Raw genomic sequence first — 20,964 nt, 5'->3', positions numbered from 1 at the left:
GTGAGCCGGAAGACGCTGTCGGCAATCCTGAACGGCCGCGCGGGCATTTCCCCGGAAATGGCCATCCGTTTGTCCTTGGCCTTCAACACGACCGCCGAGAGCTGGCTGAACCAGCAAGTCCAGTACGACTTGTGGCACGCCAATCGGAACCGGAAGAACTTCCACGTCCGACGACTGGTTGCCGCCTGATCGTCTCGTTCCCGTGTATTCCGCATAACGGCACGGCTGAGCAGCGCGCGCCAGCGCGTCTGCTCCAGCCGGTTGTTGGACGGCCTATTTCTTCGTGTTCTCTGCGATCCGCTCAACGGCCCGCACCAGCCTGAAACCAAGCCAGAGGGCGATGATGACGACTACGATCCAAACCACGAATCCCACGACCTGCGGTAGCCACATCGTGAACATGCTGAAGGGCGACAATGATTCTTGCCTCTGAGTTATCAGGACACCTTTCTCGATCAGCATGTTGATCACCTGATCGCTCGAGATGTCGTTTGGAATAGCATCCACCCTAAGCGTTTCCTCCTCCTTCCCTTCAGCTCTGACGAGTTTCGCCCGGATGTACTTGATTCCGGATGGTCCAGTGATGATCTCCGCGCTGCCTATCCGGCCCTGCTGGACGAGTTGAATGAACTCGGGATGGTACGGGATCCTCTTCTCGGTGGCTGCAATCGAGGTCACGGCGGTGGCAAACAGTATGACCACGACAACCAGGCCGGGCAACGAAGCGTGTGTGATGACTCTCGTGTTCATTTCTTCCACCTCAAGCCCAACGTTTCAAATGAGCCGCGAGCCTCTGCAACACAATGGTCCAGATGATCCGGCGCGTCGGCTCCATTTGAGTGTTAGACGGACACCTGGCGGTCGGCGACGCGCAGCTGGCGACCGCCGAATCCAGTCTGGCGGTAGCAACCTCAGGCCGGTTGCCTCGGCGCCGGCGCGGCGACGCCTTTGATGATCAGCCACAGCGCCAGCGCCACCTCGAACAGCATTATTGGATACCACATGAACGACGTGACCGGGCCGCCGAGCAGTCCCGCGAGCTGCAGAGGAAAGCACACGACGGGCAGGATCGACGCAAGCACGCCGAGCCAGGCCAGTGCGACCGGGATCATGCGACCGCGGAGGAGGAGCCACGAGAAGAGCGTGCTCCCCAGGGCGAAGAAGGCTGCGCTTGCGGTAAACGACGCTTCCATCTTCAGGAAGAATGCGCCGAGCGCGGATGCTGCCCCCGCGTCAAGTGCGGTAGCGTCGGTTGCCGTCGCGAGCCAGAGAAGGCCGAGCGTCTTCGACACGTCCATGCCGGCGATGCCTTCGGCGACGCGACAGGCCAGGGCCAGCATTGCCAGATCGGGATCCTGCTCTCGCGTTATCGCGTAAAGTGTCACGGCGAGCACCAGGGCGCAGAAGTTCCCAAGTAGGCCGAGCACGATGGTGAGACGCACGTCTGTCGCATGCTGGGCGATGCCTGCGAGTTGCGCGGCAACCCCTTCTCCGCTGGTCGCCCGGGAGAACAGGACCATGCTCGTGATGGTGGCCGCGATGTAAACCAGGAACGTGACTCCGGCGATTCTTGCGTTCGTCCTGCGAGTCATGGGCGCTCCGGGGCGCGGACGCCTTTCACGCGCCGCCCTGCTTGCCGCGTTGTGGCCGCAGTTGAGTTCATGTCGTGCCTCCACGCGCTCGTTGCTCTCGGCCGCGGCTTGAGCCCGCCGGCCGCTACGAGTGAGTAACAGCTCCTATCAAGTCCAACGCCAGACACCGACCATACGCGCCTACGGATCCCGAAGTTTCCGTGCCGGCTAACGGATAATCAGCCTGCGGCGCTCCGCCGCCGCTCTCTCCTTATACGCTGCAGCGGTTCGCAGCGTAATGTCTTACGCACCGTTGTTGGCTGCACGCGGTAACTCCTTCCCCGACGGCCACTTGTCGCAAGCAGGCAAGTGGCGACGTCAGGGGCATACGCTGCAACCGTCCCAAGCGTAATGGGATACGGACCGTTCGAACGGGCACGGCGGGGGCACGACGAGGCGCGGCCGGATTGTATATCGTCACCGACGCAAGAGTACGCAGAATCTGCCAACCGCAGAATCTGCCGACTCGGCCTTCGATACCCATACCTCACGGACAGGGTGGATGGGCAAGACCGATGCGCGCCGGCAGGCGACTGAGCGCTGTGCCCTACAAATCGCCCCACAGATACTGCAGCACGCCAAGCGCGATGAGGGGCGTCGCATCGGCCCTGAGAGTTCGCTTGCCCAGCGTGACCAGACGGCAGCCCGCCTCCTGTGCCATCGACACCTCCGCGGGCGTCCAGCCGCCCTCAGGCCCGACGAACACTTGCGCCGAATCCGTCGGGCTCAGGCCGCGCAGCTCCTCCCCCGTCGTCACCTCGGCCAAGATTCCCGGCTCCACCAACATCAGGCGCAGCCCGTCGTGGCCCCGCCGCAGGCACGCCTCCAGGCTCTCGGGTGCCGCCAGATCCGGTACGACCGCACGCCCGCACTGCTTGACTGACGAGATGACGATGCGCCGCCAGCGCTCGACGCGTGTGCCGGTTGCGAACGCCGATTCCGGCACATCGGTTCGCGCCGTCAGTAATGGGTGGATGGCCGCCACGCCCAGCATGACGGCGTCCCTGATGATGCCGTCCATCTTGTCGCCCTTGACGACGGCCTGCGCAAGCGTCACACGCACGCGTGGTTCCGCAGCGGCATCCACCCGGGCGCCGACCTCGAGTCGTACGTCGCGGCGGGTGGCGTGCACGACCCGCGCCTGACACTCGAGTCCCCGGCCGTCGAACACACGCACGGTCGCGCCCACGCCGAGACGGAGCACGCGCGTGAGGTGTTCGGCTTCCTCGGCTGGAAGCTCGACGGCGCCGCTCTCGGACCGAAGCGCGGGTGCGTAGAAGCGTGGCGTCATTCCGCAATTATAGACAAGACGATCTATACTCCAATGACGTTTCCATGTTCTTCCGCGGCCAGACCATCGGAAAATACAAGATCCTCTCAGCCCTCGGAAGCGGCGGATTCGGCACCGTCTACCTCGCCGAAGACACGTGGATCGGCAAAAAGGTCGCCCTCAAGGTTCCGCACCGCCAAAGCGTCAACTTCGGCGAACTGCTCCGCGAGCCGCGACTGCTGGCCAGCCTGAATCACCCGAACATTGTCACCGTCCTCACCGCCGAGAAGCAGGACAATGTCTTCTTCATCGTGATGGAGTACGTGGCCGGCGAGACGCTGGAGAACATCATCGCGCGAGATGGCGCGCTCGATCTCACCCGGGCGCTCGACTTCACGTGCCAGATCTGCAATGCCGTCGATCATGCGCACAACCAGGGCGTCATTCATCGGGATCTTCGGCCCGCCAATGTCCTGGTGGCCGAAAACGGCCTCGTCAAGGTGGCCGACTTCGGCACGTCACGGTTTCTGGAGCTGGCCGCGCACGGCACGACGGTGATCGGCAGCCCGCCCTACATGGCGCCGGAACAGTTTCATGGCCGGGCGACGTTTGCTTCCGACATCTATTCGCTTGGCGTGACGATGTACCAGATGATGACGGGCACGCTGCCGTACCAGACGCCGGCGCCGGCCGATCTGGAGAAGCTGATGCGCGGGGATCTGGTCTCGCCGCCGCGATCCCGCAATGGGCGGGTGCCACAGCGCCTCAACGACATCATCATGAAGGCGATGGCACCGGAGGTGACCGAGCGGTATCAGCGGGCCTCGGAACTGCTCGAGGATCTGCTGACCGCGGTCGACCGTCCGAAAGCGAAAGCCACACCGCATCGGGCCGGAAGATTAACGGTTCCGCCAACGGCAGCGCCGGCCGCGCCCCGCCAGGCAAACTGGTCGCGAACGCGAGAGACCCCGCAGCCGCGTTTTTGCTGGCATTGCCGGAAGCCCATGCACGCGCGGTCGGATCGGTGTCCCTTCTGCGGCGAAGCGCAGTAGAATACTTGGGTTCAAGGAGCGTACGATGTCGTTTACGGGCACTGGAAAAATCTGGATCAACGGGACGCTGGTGGACTGGGCCGACGCGAATATCCACATCGCGTCGCATGTCATTCACTATGGCAGTGGCGTGTTCGAAGGCGCCCGCTGCTATCAGACGCCGAACGGGTCGGCCTGTTTCCGGCTCGACACACACATGCGCCGGTTGATGGATTCCGCCAAGATCTACCGGATGGTGCCTGCATACTCCCAAGAACAACTGGAACTGGCCGTCCTCGATACGATCCGCGCCAACGGCATGAAGGCCTGCTACATCAGGCCAGTCGTCTATCGCGGCTATGCGCAGCTCGGCGTCAACCCGTTCCCCTGCCCCATCGATGTTGCCATCATGCTGTGGGAGTGGGGCGCCTACCTGGGGGCCGAAGCGCTGGAGAAGGGCGTCGACGTGAAGGTCAGTTCGTGGCGGCGCATGGCGCCAGACACGTTCCCGTCGCTCGCGAAGACCAGCGCGAATTACGCGAACGCCCAGTTGATCAAGATGGAAGCGGTCGTCGACGGCTACGCCGAAGCCGTGGCGCTTGACACCATGGGCTACGTGAGCGAAGGGAGCGGCCAGAACATCTTCGTCGTGCGGGAAGGCGTCATCTACACGCCGCCGCGGTCCGCGTCGATCCTGCCTGGCATCACCCGCGACTCGGTCATCACGATTGCGCGTGAACTCGACTTCGACGTGCGCGAGGACGTGATCCCACGCGAGATGCTGTATATCGCCGATGAACTCTTCTTCGCCGGAACCGCGGTGGAGATTACGCCCATCAAGTCCGTCGATCGCATCCCGATCGGATCGGGCTCGCGCGGGCCAATCACCGAAGCGATTCAGCAGGCGTTCTTCGGTATCATCAACGGCGACCGGCCGGATACGCACGGGTGGCTGACGTTCGTCTACTGACCCGCCGCCACGGCGGCTCTTTGCGAAGGCCTGACGCATGCACGTCAACGACCTGCTGAAAACCGCGGTGCAGCACGGCGCCTCCGACCTGCACATCAAGGTCGGCAGCGTCCCGATGATCCGGGTGCGAGGCGCGCTGACGCCGGTTCCAGAGGCCAAGCGAATCACCCACGAGGACACCGTGGCGATGGCTGCGGCGCTCATGCCCGCTCCGCTTCGGGAACGCTTCAAGGAAGCGCAGGAGGTCGATCTCGCCTACACCGTCTCGGGGCTGGGACGATTCCGGTGCAGCATCTTCCAGCAGCGCGGCGCGATTGGCCTGGTGCTCAGGGTGATTCCATCAGTCATCCGGGTGATCGACGATTTGAGCCTGCCGCCGGTGCTGAAGAAGATCGCGGAAGAAGAACGCGGCCTGATCCTGGTCACCGGCACGACCGGCAGCGGCAAGAGCACGACGCTGGCGGCGATGGTCGATCACATCAATCGCAATCGCTGCGTGCACGTGCTGACGATCGAGGACCCGATCGAGTTCCTGCACCGGGACAACAAATCCATCATCAACCAGCGGGAAGTGTCGACCGACACGCGATCGTTCGCCAGCGCCATGCGCAGCGTGCTGCGCCAGGATCCCGACGTCATCCTGGTCGGCGAGATGCGCGACCAGGAGACGGTCGAAACGGCCCTGCTGGCGGCCGAAACCGGCCATCTGGTGATGTCGACGCTCCACACGCTGGACGCCACCGAGACCATCAACCGCATCATCGCGGTGTTCCCGCCCCACCAGCAGAAACAGGTCCGGCTGCAACTGGCATCCGTGCTCAAGGCCGTCATCTCCCAGCGGCTGGTGCCGCGCGCCGACGGACAGGGACGGTGCCCGGCCGTCGAGGTGCTGGTGTCGACGCCGTTTATCCGCGACTGCATCGTGGATAAGGAACGGACGCACCTCATCCAGGGCGCGATTGCCGCCGGCACGTCGCAGTACGGTATGCAGACGTTTGATCAGTCGCTGCTGGGCCTGCTGCGGCGGCAGCTCGTCTCGCTCGAGGAGGCGCTCAGGTGGGCCACCAACGTTGACGAATTCAAACTCAAGGTGCAGGGAATCTCCGCCGCCGGCGACGAGGCGCAGGAGCAGATGGCCCGCGACGTCGTCGGCCTGGATGGGCCCTCATCCGAGATCACCAGATTCACCCGTTAGGCTGTGTTCCGAAGGACCTCGCCCACTCCCCCGCTCGAACCCGAGAAAGCGCGCCGCGCCGCCTACGGCCTGGCGCTGCGGTGGCTCTCCGCCCGCGAACTGGCCGCCGCCTCAGTCACGTCGAGGCTGGCTGACCGAGGATTCGATCCCGTCGTGGTCGACGCGGTCGTCGCCCGACTCACCGAGAATCGGTTCATCGACGACAACCGGGCCGTCCGCGCCTGCGCCCGGACCCTGGTCGTCGTCAAACTGCGCGGCCGCCAGCGCGCGCAGCGGGAACTCGAAGTGATGGGCTTCCGATCCGAACTGGTTCGGGAAACACTCGACGAGATCCTCGGTGAGACCGACGAACTCGCACTCGCCAGTCGAGTGCTCGCGTCGCGGATGCATGGCGGTCAGGTCATCCGCGATCCGGCGACGTACCGCCGCCTCTATGGCGCCTTGTTCCGCCGCGGGTTCTCTCCCTCCATCGTGCGCGATGCGCTGAAGCCCTACTGGAAACGCGGCCGGACGCCTGACGAGCCTGACACCGCGGAGTGAGGCCACCACTGCCGATCCAAATTTCTGAATCCGGGACCCCCTTGATAGAATAGAGGGATGACCTCGAACGAGATTCGGCGCAGTTTCCTCGGGTTTTTCGAACAGCACGGTCATCGCATTGTCCAGAGTACTCCGCTGGTGCCAGCCGACGATCCCACGTTGCTGTTCACCAACGCGGGGATGAACCAGTTCAAGGACGTGTTTCTCGGCAAGGACCGCCGCGACTACAGGCGCGCGACCAGTTCGCAGAAGTGCATGCGCGTCAGCGGCAAGCACAACGATCTCGAAAACGTCGGGCCGTCTCTGCGACACCACACCTTTTTCGAGATGCTCGGCAATTTCTCGTTTGGCGACTACTTCAAGCAAGACGCCATCGCATTCGCGTGGTCGCTGCTGACCGATGCCTGGAAACTGCCGGCCGATCGTCTCCACGCGACCGTCTTTGCCGGCGAACAGGGCGTGGCCCGCGACGACGAAGCCTATGGGCACTGGCGGAAAGTGCTGCCCGCCGAGCGCATCCACGAGTTGGGTGCGGCCGACAACTTCTGGGCAATGGGCGAAACCGGACCGTGCGGTCGATGCTCGGAGATCCACTACTACCGGGGCAACACGGTGCCGTGCGCGGAGCCGGTGTGCCGCGGGCTCGAGTGTTCGTGCGACCGCTACGTCGAGGTCTGGAACAACGTCTTCATGGAGTTCAACCGCCAGCCGGACGGCTCCCTGCAGCCGCTGCCCGCACCGTCGATCGACACCGGCATGGGGCTCGAGCGCATCACGGCCATCATGCAGGGCGTCCTGTCGAACTACGATACGAACCTGTTCGCGCCGCTTTTCGACGCGATCGGCGCGATGACCAACCGGCGGCATGGCGGGACGATGGACCCGGCCGACGTGTCGATGCGCGTGATCGCCGACCACGCTCGCGCCACGACCTTCCTCATCGCGGATGGGGTCGTGCCTTCGAACGAGTGGCGCGGCTACGTGCTTCGTAAAATCATGCGGCGAGCGATGCGGCACGGCAACAAACTTGGCCTGACCGAGCCGTTCCTGTTCCGCCTCGTCGATGTCCTCGTGACGCAGATGGGCGATGCCTATCCGGAGTTGCGGTCCGGACAGGACTACGTCAAGAAGGTCGTGCACAGCGAAGAAGAACGTTTCGAATCGCTCCTCGTCACCGGCCTGCCCCGCCTCGAGGAACTGCTGGATCGGTCGGCCCCAGGCCCCGTGGCGGGGGACGACGTGTTCCGGCTCTACGATTCGTACGGCCTTCCCTACGACTTCATCGAAGATGTGGCGGCGCAGCGGAGTCTCGCGCTCGACAAGCCGGGGTTCGATCAGGCCATGGAGGCCCAGAAGACGCGGGCGCGCGCCAGCAGCGGGTTCGGCGGCGCGGCTGCCGTCGCGAGCTATACGGTCGGCGACCAGACGCGCGCGTCGCTTGAGCAAGCAGGCGATACGTTTGACGGTTATTCCTCGACCAGCGTGACGGGCATACCGGTCGTCGCCGTCCTGGATACAGGTGGTCGAGAGACCGCAGCAATTGGCGAGGGCGCCATCGGGTACGTGGCGCTGGCAAAGACGCCGTTCTATGTCGAGGCTGGCGGACAAGTCTCTGATACGGGACGCCTCGTCGCCAGCAATGGGTCGGCCAATGCGATCGTTGAAGGGATGGCGAGGGGCGGTAGCCACTGGCCCCGCCTGCATCGCGTTCGCGTCACCAGCGGCTCGCTCAAGCCGCGTGATCTGGTCGACGCCCAGGTCGATGTCTCCCTGCGCGATGCCACCAGGCGAAATCACACCGCGACGCATCTGCTGCATGCGGCCTTGAGGAAGGTGCTGGGCGCTCACGTCAAGCAGGCCGGCTCACTGGTGACACCCGATCGACTCCGCTTTGACTTCGTCCATTTCGCGGGGCTCAGCCCGGAAGAGCTCACGGAGGTCGAGCGCCTCGTTAACGAACAGGCCTTCAAGAACACCCCGGTGGAAACCGAGGTACGATCGACACAGGAGGCGATGGCCGCCGGCGCGATGGCGCTGTTTGGCGAGAAGTACGGCGACAAGGTGCGTGTGGTCGCGGTGCCGGGATTCAGTCTCGAGTTGTGCGGAGGCACCCATGTGCGGGCCACGGGCGACATCGGACCGTTCGTCATTGTCGAGGAGGGCGGCATTGCCGCCGGGGTCCGCCGAATCGAGGCCGTCACCGGAGCGGCGGCTGTGGCCCGTCTGCAGGCCCAGCGCCGAACGGTCGAGCGTATCCTCGGCCGGCTGAATGTCCCCTCGGAACAAGCCGTCGAAGTGATTGAGCGGCTGCAGGGAGAAGTGAAGCGCCTCACCCGCGAGGTCAGCCAGCTCAAGATGAAGGCCGCGATGGGCGGCGGGCCGGACAATGCCGGTGACGTGGTGACGGTCGGGACGGCAAAGGTGCTGACCCGCAAGGTGGCCGACCTGGACAAGAACGCGCTGCGTGACCTGGCCGACTCGCTCAAGGGCAAGCTGGGTTCGGGTGTCGTGGTGCTGGGCGCCGTCGGGGACGGACGGGTCCAGGTGGTCGTGTCGGTGACCCCCGACTTGACGGCCAGGGTCCATGCTGGGAAGCTGGTCAAGCTGGTGTCGCCAATTGTCGGGGGTGGGGGCGGTGGACGGCCGGATTTCGCCGAGGCCGGAGGCAAGAACCCGGAAAGACTCGACGAACTGATGGAAACCGCCCGACAGGCCATTGTGAAACTGCTGGAGGGCTGAAGTCGTGAGACGCTCGCGCCGATACGGCAATGGAAGGCTATGACCATACTTCGCGCCGCGTTCGCGCTCCTGTTCGGAATGGTGACACTGGCCCTCGCCAGGCCGGTTGAGGCGCAGATCTATATCTGGCGCGATGCGAATGGGAATCCGGTTGTGGGCGACACGCTGCCCCGGGAGACGCGAGCCTATAAGACCTACGCTGTACCAGGCTCCAGCAGGACGATTCTCGCCACCCGCCCTCCGGCCGACGAGTACGCCAGTCAGTTCGATGGTCTGATTGAGCGCTACGCGGCGGCAAACGGCGTCCGGACCGACCTGGTCCGCGCCGTCATCCAGGTGGAATCCGGCTTCAACCCGCGGGCCCGGTCGCCCAAAGGCGCCATGGGCCTGATGCAGCTCATGCCGTCGACCGCCCTGGATGTTGGCGTCATCAACGCCTACGACCCCGAGGACAACATCCGCGGGGGCGTTCGGTATCTCAGGACGCTGCTCGACCGCTACGGCACCGACGAGACGCTGGCCCTCGCGGCGTACAACGCCGGCCCCATGGCCGTTGAGAAGTATGGCAACGCGGTGCCGCCATATCGCGAAACCCAGGATTACGTCGAGCGTGTGCGGAACATCAGCCCGCTTTCGGCCGCAGCAACGACCGCGAAGAACCAGGCTTCGGGAACGGCCGCCAAGACCGTTCCTCTTCCTCAGGGTGTCCGCGTCCTCTACAAGACGGTCGCCATCAACGCCGACGGCCAGCCCGTGTCGCGATACAGCGACACCAAGCCAGCGTCCGGCGACTACGAGGTCTACAGCTACCGCCGCTAGCCCCCACGAAATGGGGTCAGACCCCTTTTCTAGCAGGCGCAGAGGGCGGAGGGGGGCTGTGCGTGCCAGGACTGGGCGATCTGTTCTGGCGGCATGAAGACTTGTCCTTCTGCCTGCTGAGGCGCCGTCCGCGTCTCGGCCGGCCCCATGTTGAACATCTGCGGCGGCATGGCGAGCAAGCCGCTCACGACCCACGGACAGAACTGGCTCCCCACTCCCCGCGCAATCAGCGTCCTGGCCGCGTCAATGGTCAACCGTTCCCGGTAATCGCGGGAACTGGTCAGCGCATCAAACGTGTCCATCACGCTGACGATCCTGACGGTGAAGTGGAGATGCTCCTTGCCGACGCCGTCCGGGTACCCTGCCCCGTCGTACCGCTCGTGGTGCGACAGCACAATGCTGCACACGTCATCGTCAAACCCGCAGCGATGCGCGATCTCCGTCCCCAACTCCGGGTGGATCTTCAACTCGCGCCATTCACGAGCGTTGGGACGACCGGGCTTGTTGAGGATGCGCGACGGCACCAGCAGTTTACCCACATCGTGCAGCAGGGCCCCCGTCCTGATCGTCTCGATGGTCCCGGCATCGAACCCGTATTGGGACGCCATCCGGACCGAATACGCCGCGACACGGCGGCAGTGGGCCGCGACCTCTGGGCGCTTCTTCTCGAGCGTGACCAGCACCGATTCGACTCTTCCCAGTTCCGTTTGCAGCATACCCTTCCCGCGTCTCGCCTGTGCCGAAACAGGCTGTTTGGCGTCCGACACGAACGCCACTGACCTCTCGTGGAGGCAAGGGTGATGCCACCACGCCAGCGCGGATCGCGGCGGCACTCGGCTGCCCGGGACGGCACACGGTTGCACACGCGTGGTAGGGAGATCTGGCGAGCCTGCACCGCGTCGAGCCACAAGAAACGGGGGTATGCACCGGCGGAACTTGTAGCCCCACAGTGTTTTTGGGGGATGCTGTGGCTCGCGCCAGCGGCCGCGAAATGCTATGATTCGAAGTTCATGGGCCGGCATGGGGCCAGCCTGTGGTGTATAGAGTTTCAGAGGATCCTGTGGCCAGTCATGCATCCGCGCTCAAGGCGCATCGGCAGAATGTCGTCCACCGTGAACACAACCGGCAGTTCCGCTCCAAGCTCCGGAATGCCCTCAGAGCCATCCGCGCGTTGATCGACGACGATGAGTTCCTGAAGGCCAAGGACGAGTTGAAGGCCACCGTGTCGCTCATTGACCGGATGGTGACCAAGGGCGTGATCCACAAGAACGCGGCCGCCCGGTACAAGTCCCGACTTCAGACGAAGGTCGCCGCCGGAACCGCCGCCAAGAAGGTTTAACTACCTTTTCGGCGGTCTCCTTCTCCACACAACTCGACGACGAGCCGCTCCAGCAGGATGCGCGGCTCCCCGCGCGACGTCTTCAGCGCGAGGTCGGTCCGGAACTCTGCGTCGACCGCGCGTGCCACCCGGGCCGGCGCGAGCTTCATCCGCGTAAACCACGCCAGTTGCCCGAGGATCATCACGGGCATCTCGCCTGCATCAAACTTGAGCGCCAATTCGCGCAGCGCGCCCTTCGCGTCGCCGGCGGCGATGGCGTTGGTCATCGCCCAGGGATCCCGCGTCGTCGGTGCGCTCGCCACTTCCTGCACCGCAGCCTCCGTGATCAGGCCGTCGCCGGACGCAAACACCAGCGCGCGCTCGAATTCAGCTCGCAGGCGGGTGATGTCATCGCCGGCCAGCCTGGCCAGCAACCGCACGGCTCCGGCCTCGATCCGAATCCCCTCTTTGGCGGCCTCCGCCTTGACCCACGCCGCGGCATCGCCGGCATCCGACAGCGGATCGCAGTCGACGACCGTCGCGTGTTTCTCGATCAACATCACCGGCCTGAGGTTGCGCTTCAGGTCGGATCCCGCGACAAACACGAGGGCCGTCTCGGCCGAGGGTGAGAGCAGGTACTGCTCGAGCGCCTCCAGTTCGGCCTCGCCTGCGGCTTTCGCCACACCCTTCTTACCGCGCCGCCCGGACTTGTCCACCGGTTCGCGGGGCGCTTCGTCTTCTGGATGCTTGAAGATCGGCATCAGCCGCTCGGCCTGAGCGACCACGACCACCCGCCTCGGCGACATCAGCGGGAGCGTTCGGACCAGTTGCATCAGGTTCCAGAACTGTTTGCGCGCCTCGTCCCGCTGCTCGGCCGGATACACCTTGTCGACATTGAACGCCCGGAGGTCTTCCTCGATGGTCTCCGCCAATCGCGCCACCAGGCGCGACTTGGCCTCGTCATCGGGCCCCAACAACAGGTAGACAGGTTGCACGCGCCCCGAGGCAATCTGCTGCTCGAGCGCCGCGGGCGAGATGCGAGCCGGTGCCTTCTCGGCCATCTCCGGCCTAGAACGCTTCCAGGATGGAGCTGATCACGGTTCGCGCGAAATCGGTCGCGACCCGTTGCAGCGCGTTCGAACTCTGTCCGAAGAAGGCCGAAGGATCTCCGGCCTGCAGATCGGCCGGCAGATCGTATTCCTCGCGAAATACCATGCTTGGGTTCTGCCAGATGTTCTTGTTCGTCTTGAGGTCCACCAGCTCAATCGACGTGGTGATCGTGATGACGAAGCGCGTCGCCTGCTGTTGCTGGTTGAAGTTGGCTGGCAGGATCGTCATGCTCGCGATGGCACCCCGGAGCACCGCGTCGACCCCCGTCGCCTGAGGCAGCACCTGGTACTTGCCCCGCCCGATCAGCTCCGATCGGATCTTGTCGGTAAACAGCCGCTCGACCTCGAAGTACGGCGTCGCATTCGTGAACTCCGGAATGCCGACAGTCTTGATGTACGCCGGCAAGAATGAGCCCCGGCCCGCGAGGGTGTAGCCACACGCGGCGGTGTGCGCCGCGAGCACGACGATGATGGCGATCTTGAAGAACGTACGCACGTGACTCCTACTGCACCACGATGCTGACGAGTTTGCCCTTGGCGACGATGACTTTCTTCATCGTCTTGCCGTGAACGTGGGAGGCCACCGCGCCGTCCGCCAGCGCGGCGGCTCGAATGTCCTCCTCGGAGCTGTCGGCTGGAACCGTAATCCTCCCTCGCAGCTTACCGTTCACCTGCACGGGGATCACGATCTCGTCGGCCTTCGCCACTTCCGGATCAGACGACGGCCACGACGCATGGATGATACCGTCCGGGTGTCCCATCTGCTCCCACAACTCCTCGGCCATGTGAGGGGTGAAGGGCGACAGCATCAGCACCAGCGCACTGATGGCCTCGGACAGCACGGCGACGGTCTGTGGCCGCTCGGCCTCGACGCTCGCGTCCTCCTCGGCTCTCCTCCCCGGCCGCCCGGCCAGCGTGTGCTGATCGGCAAACAGGTAGAGTTGGTTGACCAGCTCCATCAGCGCCGACACCGCCGTGTTGAGGTGGACGCGGGGATCCAGGTCAAGCGTGACGCGGCGGATCGTCTCGTGCGTCTTGCGTCTGAGCGCCCGCTCGGCGTCGGTCAGTTCGCTCGCGACGATCGGAACCACTCCCGACGCCATCGGCTCGCGCCACGCCTGCACAACACGCCAGACCCGCATCAGAAACCGGAAGGCCCCTTCGAGCCCGGCGTCGCTCCACTCCACTTCCTTCTCGGGCGGCGCCACGAACATCACGTACAGCCGCAGGGCATCGGCGCCGTACCTGGCGATCATGTCGTCGGGGTCGACGACGTTGCCCTTCGACTTCGACATGACGGCGCCGTCCTTCAGCACCATCCCCTGAGTCAGCAGGCGGGCGAACGGCTCGTCGTGGGTCACCATCCCGAGTTCGCGGAACACCCGCGCGAAGAACCGCGAGTAGATCAGGTGCAGGATCGCATGCTCGACGCCCCCGCTGTAGAAGTCGACCGGCGCCCAGTACTTGACCTTGGCCGGGTCGAACGCCATCTGATCGTTTGTCGAATCGCAGAAGCGATAGAAGTACCATGACGAATCGACGAACGTGTCCATCGTGTCCGTCTCGCGGCGCGCGGGCCTGGCGCACCTCGGACACGGCGTATTGACGAACTCAGGAACGCTCGCCAGTGGTGAACTGCCGCGCCCCGTGAACTCGGCCACCTTCGGCAACACGACCGGGAGCTGTGAATCCGGAACGGGCACCATGCCGCACGACTCGCAGTAGATGATCGGGATGGGCGTGCCCCAGTACCGCTGCCGCGAGATCCCCCAGTCCTTGAGCCTGAACTGCACAGTCCGCTGACCAATCGCCCGGCGCTCGGCCTTGCCCGCCATGATGTCGATGGCGTCGGTCGACCACAGGCCGTTGTACTCCCCGGAGGCGACCACTCGTCCGGGTTCCTCGTACGCGGCGGTCATCGTCTCTGGGTCGAGCACCGCGGCGCCATCGCCCTCCGGTTGTATCACCACGCGGATGGGCAGCTTGTACTTCGTGGCGAACTCGAAGTCGCGCTGGTCGTGCGCGGGCACGGCCATCACGGCGCCGGTGCCGTACTCGCCCAGCACGAAGTTGGCGACCCAGATGGGCACGTGCTCGCCGGTGAACAGATTGATGGCGAACCGCCCGGTGCTGAATCCCTCTTTCTCGACCTCGCCAGTCAGCCGGGCGCTCCGGTCCTGCCTGCGGAACCTGTTGTTGGCCTCGCGGAAGGCCGCCGGATCAGGCGACTCGGCCGCCATGCGCTCGACCAGCTCGTGCTCGGGCGCCAGAAGGACAAAGGTCGCGCCGAAGATGGTGTCGATCCGGGTCGTAAAGACCTCGATGTCCACGGATCCGCCAGATCCTGAAGCGTCAACCAGCGGGAATCTTACACGGGTGCCCACGGACCGCCCGATCCAGTTCCGCTGCATCGTCAGGACTTTTTCGGGCCAGTCGGTCAACCCGTCGATCGCCTGCAGCAGTTCATCGGCAAAATGCGTAATCCGCAGAAACCACTGATCGAGATCGCGATTGGCCACCAGCGTGCCGCATCGCCAGCATCCGCCGTCGACCACCTGTTCGTTGGCGAGCACGGTTTGACACGATGAACACCAGTTGACCGACGAGCGCTTCCGGTACGCCAGATCGCGCTCGAACATGCGGATAAACAGCCACTGGTTCCACTTGTAGTAGTCGGGCAGGCACGTCGCCAGCTCACGCTCCCAGGCGTAGCTGATGCCCAGACGCCGCAACTGCCCCTTCATGTGCGCGATGTTGGCCAGCGTGGACGTTTCGGGATGGATGCCGTTCTTGATGGCCGCGTTCTCGGCGGGCAGCCCAAAGGCGTCCCATCCGAACGGGTGCAGGACGTTATAGCCCCGCATCCGCTTGGTCCGCGCCATCACGTCGCCGATCATGTAGTTGCGGACGTGACCGACGTGCGCGTGCCCTGACGGGTACGCGAACATCTCGAGGCAGTAGAACTTCGGCTTTGACGGATCCTCCGTCACTTCGAACGCCCGGGCATCGGCCCAGCGCTTCTGCCACTTCTTCTCGATGACCTGCGGCTGATACTCAGTCATACTTCAGGAATTATAGTCCACGCCAGTAACGAGCCTGGGCGGCGCGGACCCTCTTGACGGCCGCGTTGCCACGAACTGGCGGCTCGGCCTTGGCTTGGACAGTGGCGGCCCCGACCTCCCTGTCTTCTCCGTCCAGCGCGCGAAGCGACGCGTCAAGCGACGCCGCCAGCGCCGGCAGGTGATACCCGCCCTCGGTCACCATCACGAGGCGGCCCGCCGCGCACTGGTCCGCTACGGCGACGAGATGACGCGTCAAGCGGCCGTAGCCCGCGTCCGTCATGCGCATGCCCCCGAGGGGGTCCAGTTCATGCGCATCGTAGCCGGCCGAGACAAGCACCAGGCCAGGATTGAACAGCGTGACGACTGGCACCACGATGTGACGAAACACGACATCGTAGTCATCGTCTGTGGCGCCGGCCTCCATGGGTACGTTTACCGTGTACCCCTCGCCGTCACCCACGCCAACTTCGGCCTCATGTCCCGATCCCGGGTAGTAGGGCCATTGGTGAGTTGAGACGAACAAGACTCGTGGATCCGCAAGGAAGGCACACTGGGTCCCGTTGCCGTGATGCACGTCGAAATCGACGATGGCGACTCGATTGACGCCGCGCGCCAGCGCTTCGGCGGCCGCAATCGCCACATTGTTCAGCAGGCAGAATCCCATGGCGCGCGACGGCTCGGCGTGATGACCAGGAGGCCGGACCAAGGCAGCTGCTCGCGTGACGGTTCCTCCGAGCACGGCATCGACCGCCTTCAGTGCGGCACCGGCAGCCACAGTTGCGACCTCCCACGATTCGGGAGAGGTAAACGTGTCAGGGTCCAGCATCACGGCCTGCCCTGCCGTCTCCGCAAGCTCGTCGAGGTACGCCGCGTGATGCACTCTGACCAACTGCTCGCGCGTCGCGCGATTGGGCTCGACCACCTGCGCGCCCCGATCGCGCCATTGCCCCGCTACCACCGACATGGCGTCGTAGCGCTCCGGCCGCTCCGGGTGGCCCGGCGGCGGCTGATGGAGCGCACAGCGATCAGATGTGGCGATCACGATCGGCATCACGCCTCCCCGCTGACGAGCGCTCTCGCCCGATCGCGCAGTGCCGCCAGCCGGGTCTCGAGCTGCTGCCGGTAGACGTCAATCCCGGCCTCGTCCAGTTCACGAGGTACTTCCAGCGGCTCGCCGACGACGAAGGCCACGCGACTGAACGGCTTGGGAATCTGTGCGCGATCCCAGCTTCGGAGCGTCCAGAACCGCTCAGCCTCGATGTGAAACGGCACGAGCGGGCAGCCACTCGCCATCGCCAACCACACCGCACCGGCCTTGGCTACGCCGGCCGGTCCCCGCGGGCCATCGACCGTGATGGCCGTCGGATGCCCGGCACGCATCTCGCGAACCATCTGCCGCAGCGCACCGGCCGCGTTGCGCGAACTCGACCCGCGCGCCGTCCCGAACCCGAAGCGCTGGATGATGCGCGCAATCCACTCGCCGTCAAAGTTCTGGCTCGTGATGACGACAATGCCCCGCCGCTTCAGGAAGACCGTCCCGGGCAGGATTCGGCCGTGCCACAGGCACAGGATGGGTTGGCGGCCGGCAGCCACCACCGCATCGTAATGTTGGTATCCGCCCACCCGCCAGCGGAACGTCCGACCGAGCAATGCAATAAGGGGATATCCGACGGCGGCAATTGCCGCGACTTGGGCACGCTTGAGACGGGAGCCCTGCCAGGAAGGTTCGTTCACTGGACGGTCTTCAGTTTTCCTTCGACAAACGTCATCAGGTCGACGAACTCGACAGCCGAATTGGCCGACGCCTGCGCACCCTTCAGCATAATCGAGCAGAACGGGCACGCCGTCACAATGGTCGTGGCGCCAGTCGCCTCCAGTTGCTCAAGTCGTTCCTGGCTGATGCGCTTGCCTTCCTCATGTTCTTCGAACAGGAGCCCGCCACCCGCGCCGCAACAGAAGGGATTCGCGCCATGTCGTGCCGGCTCGGATATCGACGCACCGAACCGCTGAAGCAGGACCCGAGGCTCCTCGGTATGCCCGCTGTATCGACCCAGGTAACAAGGGTCGTGAAAGGTCACCTGATCGATGACCGGCACGGCCACGTCCCTGGTAATCGCGGCGACCAGGACCGACGAGTGGACAACCTCGACGGTCAACCCGAACTCCTGGTAGTCAACCCCAATCGTGCGCAGACAGTGCGGGCAGGACGTGAGAATCTTCGTGACGCCAGCCGCGGTGAAGTTCTCAATGTTGGCGCGCGCGAGTTCCTGGAATTGGTACTCGTTGCCGGTGCGTTTTGCCACGTCCCCCGTGCACCGTTCCTTCGCGAGTACGCCGAACGTGATACCCCGCGCCCTCAGAATCTCGAACAGCGACCGCAGGCCTTTCTGGAAGTCGGCCTCGAACGCGCCTGCGCACCCGAGCCACATCAGGTACTCGTGTCTTGCCGGATCGAAGATCTCGAGCCCGGCCGCCTGCACGAACTTCTGTCGCTCGTCGGCGCCGAGGCCCCAGATGTTGCCACGTCGCTCGACGTGGTTGTAGACCGCGCCCAGCGCATCGGGCGCCTCGCCATTTGACACGAGGCCGCGGCGGGCGCCAATAATCAGCGGCAGATGCTCCACACCCACCGGGCACTGGTTCTCGCAGGCCCCACAGGTGGTGCATTGCCACAGCACCGTCGCATCGAAGATGTCGGCCAGCTTCACATCCATCTTACCGGCCAGCAGCGCATCCTCGTTCTGAAGAATCAGCGTCTTGGGGTTCAGGAGCTTCCCAGTCGCGTGGGCCGGGCAGTTCACCTGACACCGTCCGCATTCCACGCACGTGAACGCATCGAGTACCTGCTTGCGCTCGACGTCGTTCAACGTCTCGAGGCCAACCTGCTCCCGCTCGAAATCGAGATTCGGCACCGTCCCGAGCGCGCTCGACCGGAGATAGACCGTGACCGGCGACACCAGCAGGTGGAAGTGTTTCGAACCCGGAATCACCACCATGAAGCTGAGAATCACCAGCGCGTGCACCCACCAGTTGACGCGCGCGGACACGCCCTCGGTCAGGCTGAAGTCGAGCAGAAACGTCACCATCAGCGTGATGATGAAGAACCCGATCAACACGGATTCCTTTGAGACGTATGCCCCGAGGGCGGGAGGCCGGACGAACACGCGCCGGATGATCAGGCCCGTGATCCCGACCAGGACGGCCAGCGCAAACGGCACCAGCAGGAGGGCGTAGGTCGCGAACCACCCGGTCGTCGTCAGATCCGCCACGCCCAGCCCGCGCAGGAATTCGACGGCCGTGAACAACGCGAACGCGCAGAATCCCCAGAACACGCCCAGGTGGGCCAGCCCCACTAGCGGCCGCTCGGCGATGGTCCGCGATTGGAAGACCACTTCCCGAACGACGCGCCAGATCCGGACGCCCGACTCGCCATCAGGAATACGGATGTTGTTGGGCGCGCGGAGGAACAGCCGGAGACGCGTCGCGATCTGGGCCGCAAAGGCCGCCGCGAACGCCAGGACGACGAAGCGGAAAATCCAGATCTCCGCTGGGTGCACTAGCCCTGTAGCTCCTTGAGCATGGCAGGCACGATCTCGAACAGGTCTCCCACAATACCGTAGTCCGCGATTTCGAAGATGGGCGCTTCGGGGTCCTTATTGATCGCGACGATGATATGGGCACCCTTCATGCCAACCAGGTGCTGAATCGCGCCGGAGATGCCAAGGGCCAGATAGAGTTTGGGCGCCACCGTCTGACCGGAACTGCCCACCTGCCGGTCCATCGGCAGCCAGCCCGCGTCACAGATCGGCCGCGAGGCTCCAAGTTCGGCGCCAATCGCGGCGGCGAGTTGCCGGGCCATGTCGATCTTGTCCTGCTCCTTGATCCCGCGCCCCACCGACACGATGCGCTCCGCCTGCGTCAAATCGACGGCCTGTTTGGCCTCGCGGAACGGCGCCTCCGGCTTCTGGCGGATCGCGCCGGGGTCGATCGCCACCGCCACGGTGCGAATGGGCGCTGGCGCGCTGCCATTCACCAGGCTGTCGGCGCGAACCGCACCAATCTGGAACGTGACCAGCGCCGGGCCGCTCGTCGCCACATCGGCGTACAGACGCCCCTGGAACATCGGCCGCGCGGCAATGAGCTTGCCGTCCTGCCACTTGGTCGCGACACAGTCGGTCACGAGCGCCATTCCCAGCCTGACGGCCAGCGCCGGCGCAAAGTCGCGCGTCTGATAGGTGTGCGGCAGAAACACGTGGTCGGGCCGCTCGCTCTGAATGACCTGCGCGAGCGCCGCCACGTAACCGTCCAACGTGTAGGCGTCGAGTGCCGCGGCCTGCACGCACAGGACCTCGGCCACCTGGGCTGCCGAGAGTGCCGCCGCCACCGCCGACACATCGGCGCCGGCCACGGCGACCTTCACCTCGCTGCCAGCCTGCTGGGCGGCTGCGATGGTCTCCAGGCTCGTGCGATTAAGCGTTCCGCCCTGCTGTTCCGCGATGACGAGGATCATGAAATCACCCGAGCCTCGTCACGAAGCCGTCGGACGAGTTCCTTGGCCGCCTCGGCAGCTGAGCCACCAATCATCTCGGTGTGCTTCTTCTTCTCCGGCACATACAGGCTGACGATGCGCTGCCGAGACGCGAGACCCGCGGGCGGAACTGCCTTGCGAATCTCCTTCTTCTTGGCCCCCATGATGCCCTTGAGCGTCGCGTACCGCAGTTGGTTGATGCCGCTCTGAATCGTCAGGACAGCCGGGAGCGGCAGGGTGACGAACTGGAACCACCCGCCCTCGAGTTCCCGTTTGACGCGGACGGCGCCCGGCTGCACATCGACTTCCATGATGATCGTCGCCGACGCGATGCCCAGCGTCCCGGCCAGCACGACTCCGGTCTGCGCGAAGCCCTGGTCGTCGGACTGCAACCCGGTGAGCACGAGGTCGAATTGCTCGTCCCGCATCGCCGAGGCCAGCGCCTCCGCAACCGCGAACGCATCGCCTCTTTCGAGGCCATCGTCTTCGACATGAATCGCCCGGTCCGCGCCACGCGCCAGCGCCTCCCGGAGGACTTGGGCCACTCTGGCCGGCCCAGCCGAGCACACCACGACTTCGCCCCCGTGTTTCTCTTTGAGGCGCAGGCCTTCTTCGAGCGCGTAGGCGTCGGCCTCGTTCATCTCGAACGACGCGTCCTGGTCCCGCACCCACGTGCGATCGTCATTGACGCGCGGCTGCCAGTCGCGTGCCGGAACCTGTTTGATGCAGACCGCGATCTTCATGAGGATACG

The 20,964-nt window shown here is 64.7% G+C and carries 19 protein-coding genes and 1 pseudogene; 8 read left to right on the top strand and 12 right to left on the bottom strand.

Features of this window, described 5'->3' with window-relative positions:
• On the top strand, positions 1–189 hold a 189-nt coding region (locus NT151_10245), incomplete at its 5' end, for a HigA family addiction module antitoxin (protein MCX6539294.1).
• Between the two features lie 84 nt (positions 190–273).
• Here NT151_10245 and NT151_10240 read toward each other — a convergent pair.
• The 3 genes from NT151_10240 to NT151_10230 all read right to left on the bottom strand — a co-directional run bounded on the left by NT151_10240 (position 274) and on the right by NT151_10230 (position 2,922).
• Positions 274–750, bottom strand: coding sequence for a hypothetical protein (locus tag NT151_10240; GenBank protein ID MCX6539293.1), 477 nt, complete (start codon positions 748–750; stop codon positions 274–276).
• A 161-nt stretch (positions 751–911) separates the two neighbouring features.
• The gene (locus NT151_10235; GenBank protein MCX6539292.1) at positions 912–1,592 is read right to left on the bottom strand and encodes a DUF4386 domain-containing protein; all 681 of its coding nucleotides are present in this window, start codon (positions 1,590–1,592) and stop codon (positions 912–914) included.
• Positions 1,593–2,178: 586 nt separating this feature from the next.
• Positions 2,179–2,922, bottom strand: coding sequence for a 16S rRNA (uracil(1498)-N(3))-methyltransferase (locus NT151_10230; protein ID MCX6539291.1), 744 nt, complete (start codon positions 2,920–2,922; stop codon positions 2,179–2,181).
• 44 nt (positions 2,923–2,966) lie between these two features.
• On the opposite strand from NT151_10230, the gene NT151_10225 reads away from it, so the two are divergent.
• The 6 genes and pseudogenes from NT151_10225 to NT151_10200 all read left to right on the top strand — a co-directional run bounded on the left by NT151_10225 (position 2,967) and on the right by NT151_10200 (position 9,991).
• A complete protein-coding gene (locus NT151_10225; GenBank protein MCX6539290.1) occupies positions 2,967–3,953 on the top strand; it encodes a protein kinase in 987 nt (328 codons plus the stop codon).
• Between the two features lie 25 nt (positions 3,954–3,978).
• Entirely contained in the window at positions 3,979–4,902 is a 924-nt protein-coding gene (locus NT151_10220; protein ID MCX6539289.1) for a branched-chain amino acid transaminase, read from the top strand.
• A gap of 37 nt (positions 4,903–4,939) precedes the next feature.
• Positions 4,940–6,097: a type IV pilus twitching motility protein PilT gene (locus NT151_10215; protein ID MCX6539288.1), complete on the top strand. Its 1,158-nt coding sequence runs from the start codon at positions 4,940–4,942 to the stop codon at positions 6,095–6,097.
• A gap of 3 nt (positions 6,098–6,100) precedes the next feature.
• Positions 6,101–6,637, top strand: coding sequence for a RecX family transcriptional regulator (locus NT151_10210; protein ID MCX6539287.1), 537 nt, complete (start codon positions 6,101–6,103; stop codon positions 6,635–6,637).
• A gap of 57 nt (positions 6,638–6,694) precedes the next feature.
• The gene (gene alaS / locus NT151_10205) at positions 6,695–9,376 is read left to right on the top strand and encodes an alanine--tRNA ligase (GenBank protein ID MCX6539286.1); all 2,682 of its coding nucleotides are present in this window, start codon (positions 6,695–6,697) and stop codon (positions 9,374–9,376) included.
• Between the two features lie 78 nt (positions 9,377–9,454).
• Positions 9,455–9,991 (top strand): annotated as a pseudogene (locus tag NT151_10200) (transglycosylase SLT domain-containing protein).
• Positions 9,992–10,224: 233 nt separating this feature from the next.
• On the opposite strand, the gene NT151_10195 reads toward NT151_10200, so the two are convergent.
• Positions 10,225–10,971 carry an HD domain-containing protein gene (locus NT151_10195; protein ID MCX6539285.1) on the bottom strand — a complete coding sequence of 249 codons (747 nt, stop codon included), beginning with the start codon at positions 10,969–10,971 and terminating at the stop codon, positions 10,225–10,227.
• A 284-nt stretch (positions 10,972–11,255) separates the two neighbouring features.
• On the opposite strand from NT151_10195, the gene rpsT reads away from it, so the two are divergent.
• On the top strand, positions 11,256–11,534 hold the full coding sequence (rpsT, locus tag NT151_10190; protein ID MCX6539284.1) for a 30S ribosomal protein S20: 279 nt from the start codon (positions 11,256–11,258) through the stop codon (positions 11,532–11,534).
• On the opposite strand, the gene holA is transcribed toward rpsT, so the two are convergent.
• Genes holA through NT151_10150 form a run of 8 tightly spaced genes read right to left on the bottom strand, consistent with a single transcriptional unit; the run spans position 11,531 to position 20,955 of the window.
• The gene (holA, locus tag NT151_10185; protein ID MCX6539283.1) at positions 11,531–12,574 is read right to left on the bottom strand and encodes a DNA polymerase III subunit delta; all 1,044 of its coding nucleotides are present in this window, start codon (positions 12,572–12,574) and stop codon (positions 11,531–11,533) included. The genes rpsT and holA overlap by 4 nt on opposite strands.
• A gap of 7 nt (positions 12,575–12,581) precedes the next feature.
• On the bottom strand, positions 12,582–13,118 hold the full coding sequence (gene lptE, locus NT151_10180) for an LPS assembly lipoprotein LptE (GenBank protein MCX6539282.1): 537 nt from the start codon (positions 13,116–13,118) through the stop codon (positions 12,582–12,584).
• 7 nt (positions 13,119–13,125) lie between these two features.
• Complete coding sequence (gene leuS, locus NT151_10175) at positions 13,126–15,684, bottom strand: leucine--tRNA ligase (protein MCX6539281.1); 2,559 nt, start codon at positions 15,682–15,684, stop codon at positions 13,126–13,128.
• 10 nt (positions 15,685–15,694) lie between these two features.
• Positions 15,695–16,735: a histone deacetylase gene (locus tag NT151_10170; GenBank protein ID MCX6539280.1), complete on the bottom strand. Its 1,041-nt coding sequence runs from the start codon at positions 16,733–16,735 to the stop codon at positions 15,695–15,697.
• On the bottom strand, positions 16,735–17,418 hold the full coding sequence (locus tag NT151_10165) for a lysophospholipid acyltransferase family protein (protein MCX6539279.1): 684 nt from the start codon (positions 17,416–17,418) through the stop codon (positions 16,735–16,737). Before NT151_10165 ends, NT151_10170 begins: the two co-directional genes overlap by 1 nt.
• The gene (locus NT151_10160; GenBank protein MCX6539278.1) at positions 17,415–19,241 is read right to left on the bottom strand and encodes a (Fe-S)-binding protein; all 1,827 of its coding nucleotides are present in this window, start codon (positions 19,239–19,241) and stop codon (positions 17,415–17,417) included. The genes NT151_10165 and NT151_10160 overlap by 4 nt, the downstream gene beginning before the upstream one ends.
• Positions 19,241–20,194 (bottom strand): electron transfer flavoprotein subunit alpha/FixB family protein, encoded by a 954-nt coding sequence (locus tag NT151_10155; protein MCX6539277.1) that lies wholly within the window; start codon positions 20,192–20,194, stop codon positions 19,241–19,243. The genes NT151_10160 and NT151_10155 overlap by 1 nt, the downstream gene beginning before the upstream one ends.
• Positions 20,191–20,955, bottom strand: coding sequence for an electron transfer flavoprotein subunit beta/FixA family protein (locus NT151_10150; protein ID MCX6539276.1), 765 nt, complete (start codon positions 20,953–20,955; stop codon positions 20,191–20,193). Before NT151_10150 ends, NT151_10155 begins: the two co-directional genes overlap by 4 nt.
• Positions 20,956–20,964: the final 9 nt, after the last annotated feature.

The sequence above is a fragment of the Acidobacteriota bacterium genome (assembly GCA_026393675.1).
In the GTDB taxonomy this organism is placed as follows: domain Bacteria; phylum Acidobacteriota; class Vicinamibacteria; order Vicinamibacterales; family JAKQTR01; genus JBAXOX01.
This window is presented reverse-complemented; position numbering and strand designations above follow the sequence as displayed.